Origin of the sequence: Planktophila turicensis (SeqCode), from assembly GCF_965234405.1 — a bacterium.
In the GTDB taxonomy this organism is placed as follows: Bacteria; Actinomycetota; Actinomycetes; order Nanopelagicales; family Nanopelagicaceae; genus Planktophila; species Planktophila turicensis.
In genome coordinates, this window is sequence record NZ_OZ248346.1 from 361,980 (window position 1) to 381,699 (window position 19,720).

A 19,720-nucleotide genomic window follows, 5' to 3' on the forward strand; every position below is an offset into this window, starting at 1 on the left:
GACACTGATGGCTAAGAAGATTGAGATTCCCCAGCACATCGCAATCGTGATGGATGGAAATGGGCGTTGGGCCAAAGACCGTGGCCTTCCGCGTACAGCGGGACATCAGGCCGGCGAAAAGGTTCTCTTCGATATTGTCGAAGCTGCCATTGAATTTGGTGTCAAAGAGATCAGCGCATATGCATTCTCAACAGAGAACTGGAAGCGCAGCCCTGAAGAAGTGAAGTTCTTGATGGGCTACAGCCGCGAAATGCTGCGCACCCGTCGTGATCGCCTCAACGAGATGGGTGTAAAGATCAATTGGTTGGGTCGCCCACAGCGACTATGGAAATCAGTGATTTCAGAGCTTGAAGAAGCCGAAGAACTCACCAAGAAGAATAAGAAGCTCACTCTCAATATGTGCGTTAACTATGGTGGGCGTGCAGAGATCGTTGATGCCGCTGCTGAATTAGCTCGCGATGTAAAGCGTGGAAAAGTGAAGGCTGATGCAATCACTGAGAAGACTTTAGAGAAGTACCTTTACTCACCAAAGATGCGCGATGTCGATATGTTCTTGCGATCATCAGGCGAACAGCGCACCAGTAACTTCTTGCCATGGCAATCTTCCTATGCCGAATTCGTCTTTATGGATGTCTTGTGGCCAGATATGACGCCAAAGCTTTTGTGGAAAGCGATCGAGATTTACTCAGAGCGTGAGCGGAGATTCGGCTCAGCTTAATTATTTGCTGCGTAATTGGCGTTAAGAGCCGCTGCAGTGAAGATCCAGATTTGGTAGGGGATGAGCGCTATCCCAACTTTGATTGATTGCGTAAAGGTAATGGCCAGAAATGGAATCGTCAGAATTGCTGTTGTGAAAAGAGAGATGGTCGCACCTCGCAAATCATGGACCTCGTAAAACAGGTAAGACCAGCGCAGAGCAATAATGACGCTCGCTGCAAAGAGAGCCACAGCTGAGGCAACAACTACTGGTGATGCTTTGCTCGCAATAACCCAGAGCGCGATTCCGATAACGATGAAGTTGTAGGGCCAGATCAGACCAAAGACAAAGCCGGGAGGCTGCCATGAAGGCTGGTTAAGTGATTGATACCAACCATCTTGCTTATTCCAATAGTTGGCGCCGCCTGCATATACGAGAACAAATCCAATTCCGATGACTGCGCTGATTGTTCTCCAGATGCTCATGACTTAACTATCTCACTCTTAACACTTACTGCAGAGGCCAAATATTTCTGCCGTGTGTCCTACTTCGCGAAAACCGTGTTCCTCAGCCATTACTTTCGCCCATTTTTCAATGGCGCCACCTTCGATTTCAACGGTAACACCGCATGATTTGCAGACTAAGTGATGATGGTGAGCTTCTCCACAAAGGCGATAGATAGCTTCTCCATCTTCGCGGCGCAAGACATCGACAACCTTGTCATTGACCAAACTCTGCAACGAACGATAAACAGTGGTGAGACCAATGCTTTCACCTTCTCGTTGCATAAGTCTGTAGACCTCTTGTGCACTAGCAAATCCGCCAGCGCGCTCGAGAGTACTTAAGACTCGGGGGTTGGAACGAGACATTCTTATTCCATGCCGTGAAGGAATCCGACAAGAGCCCACATCACGAGCACACCGATAATCGTTGCCATGATTGTGTATCGAGACTTATGTCGTGAATGCGCTTCAGGAAGAATGTGAGAAGTTGCCAAGTAGATAACTATTCCAGCAAAGATAGCTAGATAAAGCCCAACAAAATTATCGTTAACGGCAAAGCTAGAACCGATTGCTGCTCCGCTGATACGTGCAACTGCATCTACTCCAAGGAGCCAGACACCCTTCTTGCCCCAAGAACCGCTCTTGATCAAGAATGAAACGGTATTGAGTCCATCTGAGAATGCGTGAACGAGAAGTGCGATGAAGACGGCAACTCCGAGATTATTACTGACAGAGAAAGCAACACCGAGCGCAACGCCATCAAGGAATACGTGGCCACCCATCGCTAGTGCGCCAAATGCACCTGCAATATTGGATGAGTGATCGTGGTCGTGACCGTAATCAGATTCAGCTGGCTCGTGAGAACCGAAGATCTGTTCGTAGAAGTGAAGAAGTAAGAAGCCTGCAACCAGTGCGATTGATGCAGCAGGTGCATGGAGAAATTCCTGAGTATTGAGTTCGAAGATTTCAGGAAGTAGATCGAATGCAACAAGGCCTAGAAGTAGTCCGGCTGAAAGTCCAAGGACCAAGTGAAGGCGATCCTTTGACTTAATAGCTAAGTAGCCGCCCGTTGTTGTTGCGATTGCAGTCGATGCCGCCAAGATGATTGCGATGTTCATAGCCAGAAGGTATCACAAATGAAAATGATTTTCATTTCCGTTGCCCAGCACCCTAGGCTCATCTCATGATTGCAATCGCACGATTCCAGGTTCCCATGAGTGAATCGGCCTCATTCCGCGCCGAGATTGAACTGGCCCGCGATGTCTTGGCCCAGGCGGCCGGATATCTCTCGGGAACTGTTGGTCAGAATCTCGATGAGCCGACGCTCTGGGTTTTAAGCACTGAATGGGAGAACGTGGGCTCATATCGCAGAGCTTTAAGTTCTACTCGCGCAAAGTTAGAAGCGATTCCTGTACTTGCTCGCGCGATCGATGAACCTGGAGCCTACGAGTAAACTAAGCGCACGATTGCAACGACCGTTGCCTTTCGCCGACAGCCAGCCGGATGGAGATTTGAAATGGCCGTAGACCGTCTAGAAAATATTGTTTCGCTATCAAAGCGTCGTGGATTTGTATTCCCCTCATCAGAAATTTACGGAGGCCTTCGCGCTTCTTGGGATTACGGCCCACTCGGAGTAGAACTCAAAAATAACGTGAAGCGCCAGTGGTGGAAGTCAATGGTTATGGGTCGCGAAGATGTTGTTGGTATCGACTCATCAGTGATTTTGGCGCGCGAAGTGTGGGAAGCATCAGGGCACGTTGCAACATTTAGCGATCCGCTTACCGAATGTACTGCTTGCAATAAGCGTTACCGCGCAGACCACCTTGAAGAAGCATATGAAGCAAAGCATGGAAAGCCACTTGCATCTCTTGCAGATATGAACTGCCCAGCATGCGGCAATAAAGGCCAATTCACAACACCTAAGCAGTTCTCAGGTTTGCTCAAGACCTTCCTTGGACCAGTCGAAGATGAATCAGGTCTTGCCTACCTTCGCCCAGAAACCGCGCAGGGAATCTTTATTAACTTTGATCAGGTAATGACAACATCTCGCAAGAAGCCACCTTTTGGTATCGGCCAGATCGGTAAGTCATTCCGTAACGAAATTACGCCAGGAAACTTCATCTTCCGTACTCGTGAATTCGAGCAGATGGAGATGGAATTCTTCGTCGTTCCAGGAACAGATGAAGAGTGGCACCAATACTGGATCGATACACGTCTTGCTTGGTACAAGGATCTTGGAATTAATCCAGATCGCCTACGTATCTACGATCATCCAAAAGAGAAGTTGTCGCACTATTCAAAGCGCACAGCAGATATCGAATACAAGTTTGAATTTAACGGCACCGAATGGGGCGAGCTCGAAGGTATTGCTAACCGCACAGACTTCGACCTTAAGGCTCACTCAGCAGCATCAGGCAAAGATCTTTCATACTTCGATCAAGAGAAGAATGAACGCTGGACTCCTTATGTCATTGAACCTGCAGCAGGTGTAGATCGTTGCACGCTTACATTCATGATGGATGCGTACACAGAAGATGAAGCACCTAATGCAAAGGGCGAAATGGAGAAGCGCGCTGTGATGAAGTTTGATCACCGCCTCGCACCTGTAAAGGCTGCAGTTCTTCCACTTTCACGTAACGCAGACCTTTCACCTAAGGCACGCGATCTTGCGGCGCAATTGCGCAAGAACTGGAACATCGACTTCGATGATTCAGGTGCAATTGGTCGTCGTTACCGTCGCCAAGATGAAATCGGTACTCCGTACTGCATCACTATCGACTTCGAGACACTTGAAGATCAAGCAGTCACAATCCGCGATCGCGACACCATGGCGCAAGAGCGCATTGGTATCGATCAAGTAGAAGCATGGCTAGCGCCACGTCTACTCGGCTGCTAGATCCCTTACAACTCCCGCTCAAAGATGGAGTCCATCTAGTAGACCCTCCTGTGGTGCTTGCACCGATGGCAGGAATTACCAACGCGCCATTTCGCATGCTTTGTCGAGAACAAGGCGCTGGTCTCTTTGTCTCTGAGATGGTTACTGCTCGCGCACTTCTAGAACGTATTCCTGAAACGCTGCGCATGATTGAACCAGGTGCAGGCGAATGGCCTCGTTCGGTGCAGCTCTATAGCGTCGATCCACATCATATGGGTGAAGCGGTAAAGATGATCGGTCGCGAAAATTTAGCTGATCACATTGATATGAATTTTGGTTGTCCAGTTCCGAAGGTAACTCGTAAAGGCGGGGGAGCAGCACTTCCCTTTAAACGTAATCTCTTCCGCGAAATTGTGAAGGCGGCTGTTGATAATGCAAAGCCATATGGAATTCCTGTCACTGTAAAGATGCGCATTGGTATCGATACTGATCACCACACATATCTAGAGGCAGCAAAATCTGCAGCAGATTTAGGTGTTGCCTGGGTTGCACTCCATGCGCGTACTGCACAACAGATGTACGAAGGCAAAGCAGATTGGTCTGCCATTAAGAATTTAGTGGAACATCTCAAGCCAACCGGAGTACCGGTATTGGGCAATGGCGATATTTGGTCAGGTGCAGATGGCGCAGAAATGGTGCGCCAAACAGTCTGCGCAGGCGTTGTTGTAGGTCGTGGATGTCTCGGACGTCCATGGCTCTTTGCCGATCTCGTTGAATCTTTTTCAGGTGGAGATAACCGCGTTTTGCCAACTCTGCATGAAGTGCGCGAAGTGATGTTCCGTCATGGTGAACTCATCGTTGATTACTTCGAATCTGAAGATCGCGGATGTCGCGACCTTCGTAAACATATGGCTTGGTATCTCAAAGGCTTCCGCGTTCCATCAGAACTCCGTCGCCAATTCGGCATGGTTGGCTCACTTAAGGAACTTCGCTTCTTACTTGATCAACTCGATGATCAGCCATATCCCATTGAGATTGGCGATAAACCACGTGGACGCACAAGCAGCGGTCGTCCGCCAACCTTGCCTGATGGTTGGCTCAATGATCCTGACGAGATGATTCATCTCGATGCTGAAGATATGTTCTCGGGTGGCTAATGTTTAAGCTCATTCGCCGCCTGATTTCTCTCGTACTTGCCATCGTTGTCATCATTCCTACATACGCACTCTTCGTTACTTGGAACTCTGCAAAGAATCCAACAATTCGCACCTCAGCTGATGTCATCGTTGTGCCAGGTGCTGCTCAACTTAATGGCGCACCAGGTGAAGTTCTTCTTGCGCGCTTGCAAGAGGCGAAGCGAATTCAGAAACTGGGATATGCACCCCTCATCATTACCGTTGGCGCGGGAGCACCGGGGGATCGCACAACAGAGGCAGCTGCTGGTAAGTACTGGTTAACCCGCAACGGAGTTTCTCGTAGCAAAGTTATTTCACTTCCGGTTGGTCGCGATACTTTGACGCAGACAAAGAGTTATATCGATGAGATGCGCAAAAGAAAGCTGACGAATGTCATCATCGCAACTGATGCCTATCACTGCCAGCGCGCAATGACGATGGCAAATGATTTTGGTGCAGTTGCAACATGTTCACCTGCTCAATCAGGGCCAAATACACTGGAAAATTCACGATACCGATACTTAATTCGCGAAGCGGGCGCTTATCTTGCCTACATCACCTTAGGTCGCCGAGGTATTCATATCTCAGACCATCTCACCAATAGCGGGCTTGTAAGGTATGTGTATGACATCGTCCAGTAATTACAGCGCAGCAGATCAAGAGCGCTTTCTCGACGAGCCGGCAAAGCGTCCTGGCCGCACAGAATTTATGCGCGATCGCGCACGAGTTATTCACTCTGCAGCACTTCGACGTCTAGCTGCAAAGACTCAGGTAGCTGTGCCATGGGAGAACGATTTCCAACGTACGCGTCTATCTCACTCACTCGAATGCGCACAGATTGGTCGCGAGCTCGGTGAATCACTGGGTGCAGATCCTGACTTACTTGAAACAGCATGTTTGTCGCACGATATGGGCCACCCACCATTTGGACATAACGGTGAAGAAGCACTGGCAGAAGTTGCCGCCCCTTGTGGAGGCTTCGAAGGCAACGCGCAATCTTTCCGACTACTCACTCGCATTGAAGCAAAGACAGTTGATGCAGCAGGAAAGACAATCGGATTAAATCTCACTCGCGCTTCCCTTGATGCCGCAACGAAATATCCATGGGCGCGCGCAGAGAATCCTCGCAAGTTCGGCGTCTATGACGATGACACTGAAATCTTTAACTGGGTTCGCCAAGGTGCACCAGCAGGACGCAAATGCATTGAAGCGCAGATCATGGATTGGTCTGATGATTGCGCTTATTCGGTCCACGACCTCGAAGATGCAATCTTTGCTGGGCAAATCACTGTCAAGAATTTTGATAATGACTTTGACATTCTCTATACAGAGATGGTCAATGGCTATGGATCGGATGCGAGTAAAGATGAAGCAGCAGCTGCACTTACGCGCCTGCAAGCTCTTTCCTGTTGGCCAGCATCATTCGATAGAACTCATCGCGCACTTGCTCGCTTGAAAGATACAACTTCACAGCTCATTGGTCGCTTTGTTCTTTCAGCCGAACTGGAAACTCGCAAGATTCATGGAGATGGTCCACTCACTCGATACAGCGCAAACCTTGAAATTCCGCGCGAGCAGAAGATTGAAGTAGATTTCCTTAAGGCAGTTGCTGGGCACTATTTGATCAATGCGGCAGCATCACAAGAGCGATATGCAAAGCAACAAGTAGTAATCCACGAACTCGTCGAGATGCTCTTTGAAGCAGCGCCTAATGAACTCGACCCCATCTTCGAAGATGATTGGAAGCTGGCCACTACCGATTCCGAACGCCTACGCGTTGTCGTAGACCAGATTGCCAGCCTGACTGACCCGGGCGCATATGCGCTCCATGCACACCTTTCAAAGCGTCGCTAAGGTAGGAACATGAGCGGTCGTATCAAGGCAGATGACATCGTTTATGTGCGCGAACATGCACATATCGATGAGGTCGTCTCTGCTGCTGGCGTTGCTCTCAAAAATGCTGGTGGGGGACAGAAGAAAGGTCTCTGCCCATTCCATGATGAAAAGTCACCTTCGTTTCACGTAACTCCATCAAAGAATTACTACCACTGCTTCGGTTGTGGCGTTGGTGGCGATGTCATCGACTTCATGATGAAGACGGATCACCTTTCATTTACAGAAACAATCGAACGTCTGGCATCTCAAATTGGTTACACACTTCGCTACGAAGAAGGTGGGCCTACCCAGCCGACGTCACAACGTTCACGACTCTATGCAGCCAATCTTGCAGCTGCGAAGTTCTTTCAAGATTTACTCAACACATCTCCCGATGCAGCACATGGTCGCGATCTTCTGACCAAGCGCGGCTTTGATAAAGCAGCATGTGATTCATTTGGAGTTGGTTATGCGCCCAATGGTTGGGATGGACTCACCAAGCATCTTCGCGCAGCTGGCTTTACGATCGACGAACTTGAAGAAGCTGGACTTTCGAAGATGGGCGAACGTGGTCCTATCGATAAATTCCGCAATCGCGTTATGTGGCCAATCAAAGATATTTCAGGCGACATCGTTGGATTTGGTGCACGCAAGTTAGCAAGTGATGAAGAAGATCAAGGTCCTAAGTATCTCAACACCTCTGAAACTCCTATCTATAAGAAGTCACAGGTTTTGTATGGTCTTGATATGGCTAAGAAAGATATTGCTAAGAATCGTCAGGTAGTAGTTGTTGAGGGATATACCGACGTGATGGCCTGCCACCTAGCAGGAATCACAACTGCGGTTGCCACCTGCGGAACTGCTTTTGGTGATGATCACATCCGCATCATCCGCCGTTTGCTCATGGATGCCGATGCATTCCGTGGCGAAGTTATCTTCACCTTCGATGGAGATGCAGCAGGACAGAAAGCTGCCATGAAAGCTTTCGGCGATGATCAGAAGTTTGTAACTCAAACATTCGTTGCCGTCGAACCTGATGGCCTTGATCCATGCGACCTACGTCAACACAAGGGTGACTTAGCTCTGCGCGATCTGATTGCAAAGCGAGTGCCACTCTTTGAGTTCGCAATCCGCACCGAGCTCAAGAAACACAATCTGACTACGGCTGAAGGTCGCGTTAATGCACTCAATACTGCAGCGCCATTAGTGGCGGCTATCCGCGACAAATCACTTCGCCCTGAATACATTAAATCTCTCGCTGGGTGGTTAGGTACAGAAACTGAAGTCGTAACCGCTGCCGTTAATACCGCGCTGAAGAAAGTTTCAACAACAACTGCGCCTGTCGAAGCGCCAACTGCAGATACTGCGTGGCGACCAAACCCAACTGAGCCAACGCTGATGCTCGAACGTGAAGTATTGAAGGCGAAACTTCAGATGTCAGGGTTGGTTACCGACTGGAAGACAATCGAAGAAGAAGCATTTACTCACCCTGCATACCGCGAACTTCGTCGCATCATTGATTCATTCGGCACCGAACCAGTTCTACTTGAAAATGTCACAGATGAACGTATGCGCCAACTCTTCACCGAGCTTTCTGTAGAACCGGTGCGAACAGATGGAGCGGTATCTGAGAAATATGTTTCCAGCATTGTCGCTCGCCTGCGTGAAGTATTGGTCAGTCGCAAGATTGCAGATCTCAAATCAAGTTTGCAGAGACTCAATCCCGTTGAAAACGAGGAGCAGTACAACGCAGCTTTTGGCGATTTGGTAGCCCTGGAAACCCAGAAGCGTGGCCTGCACGAACTCTCCATCGCTTCGCTGTAGTTCCTTTTTCTTCGCTCATTTCTTCTCATTTTGGCAGGGGTTAAACCCTGAGGTAGAGTTGCGCCCGTTACATTCCCTGATAGCTCAACGGCAGAGCAGTCGACTGTTAATCGACAGGTTCTTGGTTCGAATCCAAGTCAGGGAGCCATTTATACCCATTTGCCTTACCCTTTTTCCATGAACGTTAATCCCAATTTTCAGCGTCGTGGCTTCTTACGCGCCCTTATGGTTTCGGCTCTTGCCGCAATTTCTGGAAGCAAACTTTCACCTGCAAAAGCTGCTGCAAAGGGAAAGAACATCGTCAAGCTCGCAAAGGTTCCCGTGGGTGGAACATTTAATTTCACGCACTCAGCGCAAGGAATGCCAGCAATTCTCTTTCGCACCAAAACTGGAGTCTTTGCTTATTCAGCAATCTGTACGCATCAAGGTTGCACCGTGGCCTACAACCCATCTTCAAAGCGACTTCGCTGCCCATGTCACGGCGCTGAGTTCGATCCGCTAAAGGGCGCCAAGCCAATCGGTGGAGTGACTGAAGTTCCGCTTGGAAAAGTTAAGGTGGCAGTCAAAGGCGCTTGGATAGTTGAGGCGTAAGAAAGCCGAAGCTGGAAGTCCCCCACAAGTCCATAAGTAGTATCAGGAAAATCTCAGGAAGATAAGACAGGATCATGGTTATGAAGAACATAAAAGTAATTGGCGCATTTGTAGCCGGAGTTGTCATTGCAGGCTCTGTCGCAACTGCTGCGATCACACCTTCCACCGGAACGCTAAAAGCTTGTGCAGATAATCGCACTCAAGCTCTCTTCCTATCCTCCAATGGCACCTGTTCTTCCAGCCGCACACTCGTTGAAATCGGTGGCAACGGCATGAATACCAAGACGATTTCATCTCTCGTTACTCCTTCTGTTGTCTCCATTTCGGCCACAACATCAAGTGGCGGAGGAACCGGATCAGGCTCGATTTACAAGAGCAATTCATCTTCTAGCTACATCATCACCAACAATCACGTGATTGAAGCAGCAGCAACCACTGGCACCATCAAGGTTGAACTCACAAATGGCGAGCAGTACACCGCCAAGATTGTGGGACGCGATCCTGGTTATGACATTGCAGTGCTTCAAATTCAAATTGGTAACTTGCCAGCTATCGCACTCGGTGACTCTTCTAAGGTAAGCGTGGGAGACCCAGTTCTCGCTATTGGTTCACCACTTGGCTTAGCAAGCACAGTAACTAGTGGAATTATTTCTGCGCTTAACCGTCCGGTCTCTACCGGAACTGTCGATGCGCAGTCATATGTAAATGCAATTCAAACCGATGCTGCAATTAACCCTGGAAACTCAGGTGGAGCCCTTATCGATTCACAAGGTCGCATCATCGGCGTTAACTCGGCAATTGCAACGCTTTCTAGCGGATCTGCCAGCGGATCAATTGGTCTAGGTTTCTCAATTCCAATCAATGAAGCAAAGCGCGTCATCGATGAAATCATTGCGACAGGTAAATCAACCCGCCCAGTACTTGGCGTTTATTTTGATCCAACCTTCACGGGCGTAGGCGCGAAGATTGCACGATTGAGTGCAGGAGAAGGTGCCGAGAAGGCAGGCATTCCTGTTGGCTCGGTCATCCGCAGCATTGATGGGGTTAAAGTTATTGATAACGACACCGCCATCGTGCGCATCAGATCCTACGTTCCAGGAACTGTCGTTTCAGTACTTGTAGATCTACCAACGGGCGGAAGCAAGACCTTCAAGGTCACGTTAGGGTCGGCGCCGTCGCTCTAAGAATTCTGTAAGAAACATACCCGTTACCTTAAATACATAGGTAGCGGGTATCTTTCTGCCATGGCTCTCTTCACATTGCAGGTATCTCTTCCAGACCGTCCTGGCTCACTCGGAATGCTCGCATCTGCAATCGGTTCTGCAGGTGCAGATATCCGCGGACTCGAAGTTCTTAAGAGCGAAGATGGAACTGGCTACGATCAAATTACAGTTGCTGTCCCAGGAACTGATCCTTCAGATCTCGTTGAAATTCTTAACTCAATTGGTGGAGTCGAAGTACTTTCGATTGAGCCATTCACTAATTAATTCTTAATTAATTAAGAAGGTTTGCGCTAGCACCAGCACTCGGTAGCGATGTAAAGAATCGTGGTTTCTTAAAGCCTTGTGCTTCAAATGCCTCAGAGACCGCTTCCCGTGTCTTCTGAACGTCACTGGCTTTAATCAGCGCAATAGCGCTTCCACCAAAGCCGCCGCCAACCATGCGCGCACCCATGGCACCTGCTTCAAGAGATGCATCGACTGCAACATCGAGTTCAGGGCAAGAGACTGTGTAATCATCGCGAAGCGAGACATGGGATGCGTTAATCAATTTCCCTAAAGTCACGAAATCTGATGCTCGAAGAGCGGTCACAGCATCAAGGACTCGCGCAATTTCAGTAGCAGCGTGACGAGCGCGGATGAACTCTGTTTCGGTCAACTTGTCGCGATTTGCTTCTAGCGATTCGAGAGTTAAGTGGCGCATTGATGGAATATTTAACTTTGCAGCAACAGATTCACAGGAAGCGCGACGTTCTGCATAACCGCCATCTACTAGTGCGTGATGTGCTTGCGTATCGATAATGAGAAGTTCGAGCCCAGCATCGGCTACGTTAAAGGGAATTGATTCGGTGCTGAGGTCGCGACAATCGAGAAGAAGCGCAGCTCCCGCTTGAGCCATAAGTGAAACAGATTGATCCATGATTCCGCATGGCACTCCAACGTAATCATTTTCAGCCTTCTGTGTTGCTCGTGCTAAATCTTCCTTGCTCTTATTGAGCGAGAAGAGAGTGTTGAGAGCTACGGCGACTGAACATTCGAGGGCGGCAGAGGATGAAAGTCCGGCGCCGGATGGAACAGTTCCGTCGACCAATATATCTACACCTGTTGAAATGCCAAGAGTCCAGATGACACCGAGAACGTATTTCTCCCAGTCACCTTTACTGCCAGGCTTCACATCGTTGATATCGATAGTAAAAATCTTTTCTTTACGTTGATGAGATGCGATGCGGACTAAACCATCTTCGCGAGCAGCAATTGCTGCATAGGCACGGTCGGCAATAGCAAAGGGGAGTACGAAACCTTCGCTGTAATCGATATGTTCGCCGATGAGATTGACGCGACCAGGTGCCTCTGCAATTACTTGAGGTTTACGGCCATAAAGCTCTTCAAAGGTACGTGCAATTGATGCCATGGTTTAAAGCTTTACATCTTTTAACTGCTGGGCAGATTGCTCTGGCTTCATATCCATAATGAATGCACCCATGGCAGATTCTGAGCCCGCGAGATATTTAAGTTTTCCTGGTGCGCGACGCACGCTAGTGATCTGCCAATGAAGGCGAAGTAGATCGCGACCTTCTCGCACAGGTGCCTGATGCCATGCAGCGATGTAGGCCATATCAATTCCAAAGACGCCATCAAGACGTTGCATAACTTCGATTGCAATCGATGGGAATGAATCACAGGCAGCTGGTACTAGCTCGGTCAGATCTGCAACTGGCTGCAACGGAACAACATGAATTTCAAATGGGTAACGCGATGCATAAGGTGTGTAAGCGACCCAATGTTCATTACGAGCAATGATGCGGACGCCATCGCGAAGTTCGCGGGCTAGAACGTCATCGAATAAGACGCGGCCGGTCTTGGCGTGATGGTTGCGCGCAACTTCAAGCATCTTGGTGACACGCGGCGGAAGGTATGAGTACGCATAGATCTGACCGTGTGGGTGCGCCAGAGTCACACCGATTTCTTCTCCGCGGTTTTCAAAAGGTGCGATGTGAGAAATAAATGGAAGTTTCGAAAGTTCAGCCGTGCGATCGCGCCAAGCTTCAAGCAGTGTGCGAACTCGCTGAGGAGAAAGGGATTTAAATGCGCCACCGTGGTCTGCGGTAAAGCAGATAACTTCGCACTTTCCGGCCGCTGCACCTTCATCAGTATCTGAACCAACCATGTCAGGAAGAGCGAAATCGCCATCAGGTGGCCGAAGAGATGGTGAACGATTATCAAAGACAACTACTTCAAAATCATTTTCAGGAATTTCAGTGAGAAGCTCACCTGTTGTTGGGCAGAGTGGGCAGAGTTCTTTTGGTGGCAAGAAGATGCGACCTTGGCGGTGGGCAGCCATGGCAACCCATTCGTTAACAAGGGGATCGAGGCGAAGTTCGCCGATTCCTGGCTGCTCTTCTTCAGGGCGTTGATCAGGAACGGTACGAGTTTGGCCTGCAGTGTCGTAATAGCGGATAGTGCGACCGTCGTTCATAGTGCGGCTTGTGCGCACTACACCTGCAGAAAGTTCGACTATCTCATCCATGATGGACGTACTCTACCTTGGGTTAGGCCCAGTTGAGGGTGCGTTCAATCGCTTTCTTCCAACCGGCATATCCAATTGCGCGATCTTCGCTACTTGATGTCGGGTTCCAGCGACGAGATTGTTTCCATTGCTTCTTCAACTCATCAGTATCTTTCCAGAATCCAACTGCGAGACCTGCTGCATATGCAGCACCAAGTGCGGTTGTCTCAGTGATCAATGGTCTGGTGATATCGATTCCCATAATGTCTGCCTGCATCTGCATGCAGAGTGCGTTAGCAGTAATTCCTCCATCGACGCGCATTTCCGCCATTGGTACACCGCTATCTGCAACCATCGCATCCATGACGTCACGAGTTTGATAACAGATTGCTTCAAGTGCTGCACGTGCCAGGTGTGCCTTTGTGGCCGCGCGAGTGAGTCCGACGATAACGCCACGTGCATCGCTGCGCCAATATGGAGCAAAGAGTCCTGAGAATGCTGGAACAAAATAGACACCTGCTGTATCGGTAACAGAGGAAGCGAGAGATTCAGTTTCAGCTGCATTGGTGATGATTCCAAGCTGATCGCGTAGCCATTGAATGGCAGAACCCGTAACAGCTACTGAACCTTCGAGTGCGTACATCGCAGGCGCATCACCAAATTTGTAGCAGACGGTAGAGAGAAGGCCATTCTTGGATCGAACAATCTCTTTGCCTGTATTAAGAAGTGCAAAGTTTCCGGTGCCGTAGGTGGTCTTTGATTCACCACGTTCGAAACAGACTTGGCCAACCATCGCAGCATGTTGATCGCCCAAGATTCCAGCGATAGGAACAGCAGATCCAAGAGGTCCATGCGGATCCGTCATCGCGTATTTTTCAGATGAAGATTTGATCTCCGGAAGTACAGTGCGAGGAATATCGAAGTAACCCAGAAGCTCGTCATCCCATTGCAAGGTCTCTAGGTTCATTAACAAGGTGCGACTGGCGTTGGTGACATCGGTGAAATGGACTCCGCCTTGAGTTCCACCAGAGAGGTTCCAGAGCAACCAGGAATCAATTGTTCCGAAGCGCGCTGAACCAGATGCGATAGCTGCCTTTACGGCATCTGAATTTTGAATCAACCAGTTCATCTTGCTGCCCGAGAAGTAAGGGGCAATCGCTAGGCCGGTCTTATATGTAATTGCATTCTTCGCGCTCTGCGCAAAACCTTCGAGGTAATCAGCTGTGCGGGTGTCCTGCCAGACGATTGCGTTATGAAGTGGACGTCCCGTTGTGACATCCCAAGCGACAGTGGTCTCGCGCTGATTGGTTATTCCAATTGCAGCTAAATCTGAACCCAAGATATCGGCTTGTTTCAGGGCTCCGGCAATGACCTCTTTGGTGCGATCCCAAATTTCTGCGGCATCATGTTCGACCCAACCTGCTTGAGGAAGTATCTGACGGTGCTCCATTTGATGTTGGCCGACAACTTTTCCATCAGCATCGAAGATCATGAATCGCGTGCTGCTAGTTCCTTGGTCCAAACTTCCGATGTATGCCATATAGTTAAGACTATTCAAACCCTTGAAAGTACTCAAGCACACTAAGGAATTGGTAGCTCTCAACACCGATGTTTACTTCACAGCTCAATGCGCAGCAACGCGAGAAGGCCATCGCCTCGCTGACCTCTAAAGAATTCGACATCCTGATTATCGGTGGCGGAGTCAATGGTGTTGGAGCAGCCCTCGATGCAGTTTCGCGTGGATTGAAAGTTGCCCTCGTTGAAGCGCACGATTATGCAGCAGGAACATCAAGCCGTTCCAGCAAGTTAATTCACGGTGGCCTCCGCTATCTCGAACAATATGACTTTAAATTGGTGCGCGAAGCTCTTCACGAGCGCGAACTCATGGTTTCAACTCAATGTCCTCACCTCGTAAAGCCAGTCAGCTTCCTCTATCCACTCACCGAAAAAGTTAAAGAACGCACCTACGTTGGTGCTGGGCTTGCTCTCTACGATGCGCTTCGCGGATTTAAGCGCGCACTTCCTTCTCATAAGCATTTAACTGGCAAGACCATTGCAACCATTTCACCATCGCTGCGTCAGGACATCATTACTGGTGCGATCCGTTACTTCGACGCACAGGTCGACGATGCCCGCCACACCATGATGATTGCTCGTACAGCTGCCCGTCACGGCGCGGTGATGGCAACAGGCGTTCGCGTTGAAGATTTAATCCGTAACGGCAAGAAAGTTACTGGCGTCGTTGCTCTCGATACTCACACAAATAAGAAGTTAAAGATTTCTGCCAAGGCAACGATTATGTGCGCTGGCGTCTGGAGCGATGAGCTTCACGAGCAATTCGGGCTCACAGCAGGCTACTCAGTTGCGATGTCTAAGGGCGTGCACATAGTTGTTCCAGGAGATGCCATCCACTCTAAAGATGGAATCATTTTAAAGACTCCGGTATCAGTGCTCTTCCTAATTCCTTGGGGAGATAAGTGGATTGTTGGAACTACAGATACTCCTTACGAAGGAGATCGCGCTAAGCCACTTGCTACACAAGAAGATGTGCAATATATCTTGGATCAAGCCAACCGTGTTCTTGAACCAAAACTAAAGAGCGAAGATATTCTCGGAGTCTTTGCAGGCCTTCGCCCACTAGTAGCTAATAAGACAAGCTCTGCGACAACAAAGCTTTCTCGCGAACATACCGTCGATCGTCCTGCACCAGGATTCGTCAGCATCGCAGGCGGTAAATACACCACCTATCGCGTCATGGCTAAGGATGCCGTTGATCTTGCAGTCCTAGATCTTCGTCGCTTAGTGAGTGACTCTGTTACCGAAAAGCTTCCGCTCATTGGAGCAGATGGATACTTTGCTTTGAAGCAGCAGGTAGCAAAGATTGCCGAAGAGAATTCAATTTCTGAAGCAACTGTTACGCACCTACTCGATCGTTACGGATCACTCATCGAAGAAATCCTCGGACTGATTGCCGATGACTCATCACTTGCCGAAAGACTTATCCCAGATCTTCCATATATCAAGGCTGAAATTCTCCATGCAGCTTCTCATGAAGGCGCGCTTTCAGTTGAAGATGTACTTCTTCGCCGCACACGAATTTCTTTTGAAGCTGCCGACAGTGGGGCAGAAGCTGCAAAGGAAGTTGCCAAGATAATTGGTGACGAACTTGGGTGGGGAGCGAAAGAACGTAACGCTTCAGTGAGCGCCTTCCTTGAAGTTATTGCTCAAGAAGAGGCTGCTTTAGTAGAGCTAGTTAATTCTTAATCTGGTTTCTACAACTATCGCTTGCCGGTTTTACTGAAGGCTTCTTAGTTGGCGCAGGTGGCGGAGTTGGACCCTGTTCGATAGTCAAAGTCAGGGGCGCTTTAACTTCTGAGTGAGTTCCAGATGCATCTTTAAAGCCAACATTGCCGACCCATGTACCTGCAGGAAGTCCAACGATCGACAACTTCCATGAGCCACTTGTTTCGCGAGCAATAGTCTGAGTAACTTTTGGAATAACGGAGTTAGAAGAGTGGAAGTAATACTTAACCGCACCTGTAACTACCGGTGAATTATCTGGTCGTTTTACTTCAACAGAAATCACGGCGTTCTTATTAGTTGTTGATGCACTGACAGCCGTGATGGTGATGGTCGATGTCTCACCTTGCGGCATAAAGTCGGCAGTATCAGGCAACCATGTGCCAGTTAGCAGACTCTGGAATTTCTCTGGTCCGCCGCCAAATACATTGAGATCTAAGCGACTACCGGGAACTCCGTACTTAGGCGCAATTCCACATGATGTGTACTGCCAGACGGTCCAGTTTGCAGTACATCCTGCTGTTGTCCATGAATGAACATAACAACCCGCTGCCTTCACATGTGAGCCCAATTTAAAGTTTGGAAGCGCGCCTTCTTTTGCTGGATCGATTGCATATTGCGCAATCCAGAGTGGATAAGAGCTCAGCTCCTTATCTCTTATCAGAGAATTTTCTAGGAAGTAAGGAGATGAGTAGATCAACGGAGTTCGACCTGTCTTCTCCTTGATGGTCTTTAAGAATGTCTTTGACCAGAGAGTGGCGGCACTTCGGGTAGCCGTCTTCTTGCAAACCTTTGTGCTGCTGAGGCGTACGCAGTTATTTTCTAAATCCAGTGCTACGGGCAGATCCATCTCGTTATAGCCGCCCAATGAAGCGATACGCCAAATTACTTTCTGCGCTTGAACTTGGGCATCTTTTATAAGGGCTGATGGTGCTGTCACATCCGGAAGAATCGCGTAGTGATAGAAGCCGGTATAGATACCAGCTGCTTGTGCGCCAGTGCGATCCATCTTTACGTACTTGGCTGCAAGTTGATCTGCATCATCTCGAGAATCTGAAGCTTTGATCATGACAAATGCGACACCTGCATCATGCATCTTGCCGAAGTTAATTGGCTTCCCATTGGGATGTTGCCATCTACTGATGTCGGCACCATGAATGCGCCCACCAGGACCATTTACATTGAGCTCTTTGGCTGAAGCAGGGGAGATGCTTGTCAGTGAAAATGCTGCAATAACTGAAGCAGAGAGGAGCGCGCCAAACTTCTTCACTTTTCTACAACCACAGCTGTGATGCCAAAAACGTCAAAGATTGCGCTTTGAAGCAGTGAACGATGGCGAAGACGTGCTTCTTGATAATCATGACCAGTTGCCAACTTGTTGCTATCGCGGAAATCTAAGGTGAGTCGACCATTTTCAAAGGATTCCAAACGCGCATCAAAGTATGCAATCCAGACAACTCGATCGCGACTTTCAACGAGGTCGAGAACTTCATTCCATCGCTGGCGTAAATCAGTGAGAGTGAGTTCTGCGGACATGCGGCGACTTTACCGCACGAGAGTTAATGTCTAGGGGCGCCGAGCCATTTGAAGTACTCGCCGGCGAGAATCACTCTCAGATTTCGACTGCGATCAGGTGAGATAGAAAGGTGTTGAGCGATGCGCGCCACAATCTGTTCAACAGACTTTTCAGATACATAACGTATGCGCGCTATTTCAGAGTTACTCAAGCCCTGTGCAACCAACCGCAAAGTTTCAATTTGAATATCAGTTAAATCGCTCAGAATACTGATGAAGGAGTTTTGATGAACAGCTGAGTGTGCGCTGATCCATTTCATGGCAGATCCATCGTGAGCGGAATCAATGCTCTCTGAAAGTGCGTAGGTAATGATCGAAAGGTCTGAGACCGATCTCTTGAGAATGATCTTGCTTCCGTGCGGGATATTCTTTTCAAGAAGTCCAAAGAGGCGAAGATCAGGGCACGATGTAGTGATGACTATTCCTAAATCTGGTTCCATTCTTCGAAATTTTTGAAGCAAAGCAACTGCTTCTTCTCCTGAAAATTGCAGATCAATCATCACTACTTCAGGCTGAAGTGAATTAAAGAGATTCTCGGCAACAAAGACATTTGCAGCCTCGCCAATAACGTTGATGCTATGTAATCGCAGTGAAGCAGACATAGTTGCAAGCTCGAAAGCATCATCATTAACGAGTAAGACGCGAGCAGGGTTTGCCAGAGTTTTAACCATAGATAAGGGTAAATCTCCTCTCTTGCTTTCGTGGAGAGGGGATATCCCTAGAATTTACTTAATGATTTTGCGTATTGCGTTCTGAATCTCATCAACAATCATCGATGCTGAGATAGGAGCGCCTTGCGAAGCAAGTAGTGCTGCTTGGTTATGAATGTATGCACCCGTTGCTGCAACATCAGCTAAACGCTCCGGCGAGTTGAGAATCTCAATGTAATTGGTAGCAACAAGGGCTCCGATTATTCCGGCAAGGACATCGCCTGAACCAGCTGTTGCAAGCCAAGGAGTTGCTTTCGGAAGCGCGATTGCGCGGTCGTTATATGCCACAACTGTCTTTGAACCTTTCAGCAAAACTGTCACATTAAGTAGCTGTGATGTCTTCTTCGCCCAAGTAAGCGGATCGGCTTCAATTGCTTCAGAACTTACTGTTATTGAGTGCGATGCAAGCAAGCGAGAAAGTTCACCAGCATGTGGCGTGATGAGAGTTGGCTGACTTAACTTTCCTGCATAAGAAAGAGCTCCCGCATCTAGAATTGTTGGAACAGTTTGCGCCTTCATGAGCGTGAACCAACGATGACGTAGCCATGTGGTGAAGTCGCTGTACTTTTTATGATGAATACCAGAACCGGCGAGCCAGGTTGTAACTGGACCGGGTTGCACAACGGTTTCAGGTGCATCGTGCAGGACAAGATGGGCTAAGCCTGATGAGCTATGGAAGCGAACCATGCCGATACCTGTGGCAAGGGCTGCAGATGTAGTGAGGACTGCTGCACCTGGATATTGCGCAGAACCAGTGATTGCTCCTAGTACTCCGCGAGAGTATTTATGATCAATATCGCTAGGAGTAATGATGCATCGAGCTGCATCTCTTGCGGTAAATGTGCGAACGCTTTTCTCAGCCATAGATT

The 19,720-nt window shown here is 48.8% G+C and carries 21 protein-coding genes and 1 tRNA gene; 12 read left to right on the forward strand and 10 right to left on the reverse strand.

The window, feature by feature from the left end; translation table 11 throughout:
• Nucleotides 1-7: 7 nt before the first annotated feature.
• The gene (locus AC8GFK_RS01835; RefSeq protein ID WP_095673232.1) at nt 8-718 is read left to right on the forward strand and encodes an isoprenyl transferase; all 711 of its coding nucleotides are present in this window, start codon (nt 8-10) and stop codon (nt 716-718) included.
• Here the strand turns inward: AC8GFK_RS01835 and AC8GFK_RS01840 are convergent.
• Genes AC8GFK_RS01840 through AC8GFK_RS01850 form a run of 3 tightly spaced genes read right to left on the reverse strand, consistent with a single transcriptional unit; the run spans nt 715 to nt 2,318 of the window.
• Nucleotides 715-1,182, reverse strand: coding sequence for a TspO/MBR family protein (locus tag AC8GFK_RS01840; protein WP_506625500.1), 468 nt, complete (start codon nt 1,180-1,182; stop codon nt 715-717). The genes AC8GFK_RS01835 and AC8GFK_RS01840 overlap by 4 nt on opposite strands.
• Nucleotides 1,183-1,200: 18 nt before the next feature.
• A complete protein-coding gene (locus AC8GFK_RS01845; RefSeq protein WP_506625501.1) occupies nt 1,201-1,566 on the reverse strand; it encodes a Fur family transcriptional regulator in 366 nt (121 codons plus the stop codon).
• 2 nt (nt 1,567-1,568) lie between these two features.
• Nucleotides 1,569-2,318 (reverse strand): ZIP family metal transporter, encoded by a 750-nt coding sequence (locus AC8GFK_RS01850; RefSeq protein WP_506625502.1) that lies wholly within the window; start codon nt 2,316-2,318, stop codon nt 1,569-1,571.
• A gap of 65 nt (nt 2,319-2,383) precedes the next feature.
• Here AC8GFK_RS01850 and AC8GFK_RS01855 point away from each other — a divergent pair, with 65 nt between their 5' ends.
• The 10 genes from AC8GFK_RS01855 (at nt 2,384) to AC8GFK_RS01900 (ending at nt 11,027) form a co-directional block, all read left to right on the forward strand.
• Nucleotides 2,384-2,653 carry an antibiotic biosynthesis monooxygenase gene (locus AC8GFK_RS01855; protein WP_095673235.1) on the forward strand — a complete coding sequence of 90 codons (270 nt, stop codon included), beginning with the start codon at nt 2,384-2,386 and terminating at the stop codon, nt 2,651-2,653.
• Between the two features lie 63 nt (nt 2,654-2,716).
• Nucleotides 2,717-4,096 (forward strand): glycine--tRNA ligase, encoded by a 1,380-nt coding sequence (locus tag AC8GFK_RS01860; RefSeq protein ID WP_095673236.1) that lies wholly within the window; start codon nt 2,717-2,719, stop codon nt 4,094-4,096.
• Nucleotides 4,066-5,232 carry a tRNA dihydrouridine synthase DusB gene (gene dusB, locus AC8GFK_RS01865; RefSeq protein ID WP_506625503.1) on the forward strand — a complete coding sequence of 389 codons (1,167 nt, stop codon included), beginning with the start codon at nt 4,066-4,068 and terminating at the stop codon, nt 5,230-5,232. The genes AC8GFK_RS01860 and dusB overlap by 31 nt, the downstream gene beginning before the upstream one ends.
• Entirely contained in the window at nt 5,232-5,891 is a 660-nt protein-coding gene (locus AC8GFK_RS01870; RefSeq protein WP_506625504.1) for a YdcF family protein, read from the forward strand. Before dusB ends, AC8GFK_RS01870 begins: the two co-directional genes overlap by 1 nt.
• Nucleotides 5,875-7,104 carry a deoxyguanosinetriphosphate triphosphohydrolase gene (locus tag AC8GFK_RS01875; protein WP_506625505.1) on the forward strand — a complete coding sequence of 410 codons (1,230 nt, stop codon included), beginning with the start codon at nt 5,875-5,877 and terminating at the stop codon, nt 7,102-7,104. Before AC8GFK_RS01870 ends, AC8GFK_RS01875 begins: the two co-directional genes overlap by 17 nt.
• 9 nt (nt 7,105-7,113) lie before the next feature.
• On the forward strand, nt 7,114-8,949 hold the full coding sequence (gene dnaG / locus AC8GFK_RS01880) for a DNA primase (RefSeq protein ID WP_506625506.1): 1,836 nt from the start codon (nt 7,114-7,116) through the stop codon (nt 8,947-8,949).
• A 73-nt stretch (nt 8,950-9,022) separates the two neighbouring features.
• Nucleotides 9,023-9,097: transfer RNA gene (locus tag AC8GFK_RS01885), tRNA-Asn, on the forward strand.
• 29 nt (nt 9,098-9,126) lie between these two features.
• Nucleotides 9,127-9,540 (forward strand): QcrA and Rieske domain-containing protein, encoded by a 414-nt coding sequence (locus tag AC8GFK_RS01890; RefSeq protein ID WP_506625507.1) that lies wholly within the window; start codon nt 9,127-9,129, stop codon nt 9,538-9,540.
• 80 nt (nt 9,541-9,620) lie between these two features.
• Entirely contained in the window at nt 9,621-10,724 is a 1,104-nt protein-coding gene (locus tag AC8GFK_RS01895) for a S1C family serine protease (RefSeq protein WP_506625508.1), read from the forward strand.
• Between the two features lie 60 nt (nt 10,725-10,784).
• Complete coding sequence (locus tag AC8GFK_RS01900) at nt 10,785-11,027, forward strand: ACT domain-containing protein (RefSeq protein WP_506625509.1); 243 nt, start codon at nt 10,785-10,787, stop codon at nt 11,025-11,027.
• Nucleotides 11,028-11,034: 7 nt separating this feature from the next.
• Here AC8GFK_RS01900 and galK read toward each other — a convergent pair whose 3' ends face one another.
• The 3 genes from galK to glpK are packed head-to-tail and all read right to left on the reverse strand — an operon-like array spanning nt 11,035 to nt 14,806.
• A complete protein-coding gene (galK, locus tag AC8GFK_RS01905) occupies nt 11,035-12,171 on the reverse strand; it encodes a galactokinase (RefSeq protein ID WP_506625510.1) in 1,137 nt (378 codons plus the stop codon).
• A 3-nt stretch (nt 12,172-12,174) separates the two neighbouring features.
• The gene (galT, locus tag AC8GFK_RS01910) at nt 12,175-13,287 is read right to left on the reverse strand and encodes a galactose-1-phosphate uridylyltransferase (protein WP_506625511.1); all 1,113 of its coding nucleotides are present in this window, start codon (nt 13,285-13,287) and stop codon (nt 12,175-12,177) included.
• 22 nt (nt 13,288-13,309) lie between these two features.
• A complete protein-coding gene (glpK, locus tag AC8GFK_RS01915; protein ID WP_506625512.1) occupies nt 13,310-14,806 on the reverse strand; it encodes a glycerol kinase GlpK in 1,497 nt (498 codons plus the stop codon).
• Between the two features lie 68 nt (nt 14,807-14,874).
• Here glpK and AC8GFK_RS01920 point away from each other — a divergent pair, with 68 nt between their 5' ends.
• Nucleotides 14,875-16,530, forward strand: a complete 1,656-nt coding sequence (locus AC8GFK_RS01920) for a glycerol-3-phosphate dehydrogenase/oxidase (RefSeq protein ID WP_506625513.1) — start codon at nt 14,875-14,877, stop codon at nt 16,528-16,530.
• Here the strand turns inward: AC8GFK_RS01920 and AC8GFK_RS01925 are convergent.
• From AC8GFK_RS01925 to AC8GFK_RS01940, 4 genes are read right to left on the reverse strand one after another with little or no spacing between them, the layout of a single operon-like run.
• Nucleotides 16,520-17,836 carry a glycoside hydrolase family 25 protein gene (locus AC8GFK_RS01925; RefSeq protein ID WP_506625514.1) on the reverse strand — a complete coding sequence of 439 codons (1,317 nt, stop codon included), beginning with the start codon at nt 17,834-17,836 and terminating at the stop codon, nt 16,520-16,522. The two genes, AC8GFK_RS01920 and AC8GFK_RS01925, sit on opposite strands and share 11 nt — an antisense overlap.
• Nucleotides 17,833-18,102 (reverse strand): hypothetical protein, encoded by a 270-nt coding sequence (locus AC8GFK_RS01930; protein WP_095673249.1) that lies wholly within the window; start codon nt 18,100-18,102, stop codon nt 17,833-17,835. Before AC8GFK_RS01930 ends, AC8GFK_RS01925 begins: the two co-directional genes overlap by 4 nt.
• 23 nt (nt 18,103-18,125) lie before the next feature.
• Nucleotides 18,126-18,812: a LuxR C-terminal-related transcriptional regulator gene (locus AC8GFK_RS01935; protein ID WP_506625515.1), complete on the reverse strand. Its 687-nt coding sequence runs from the start codon at nt 18,810-18,812 to the stop codon at nt 18,126-18,128.
• 54 nt (nt 18,813-18,866) lie between these two features.
• On the reverse strand, nt 18,867-19,715 hold the full coding sequence (locus tag AC8GFK_RS01940) for an ADP-dependent NAD(P)H-hydrate dehydratase (protein ID WP_506625516.1): 849 nt from the start codon (nt 19,713-19,715) through the stop codon (nt 18,867-18,869).
• Between the last annotated feature and the right edge of the window lie 5 nt (nt 19,716-19,720).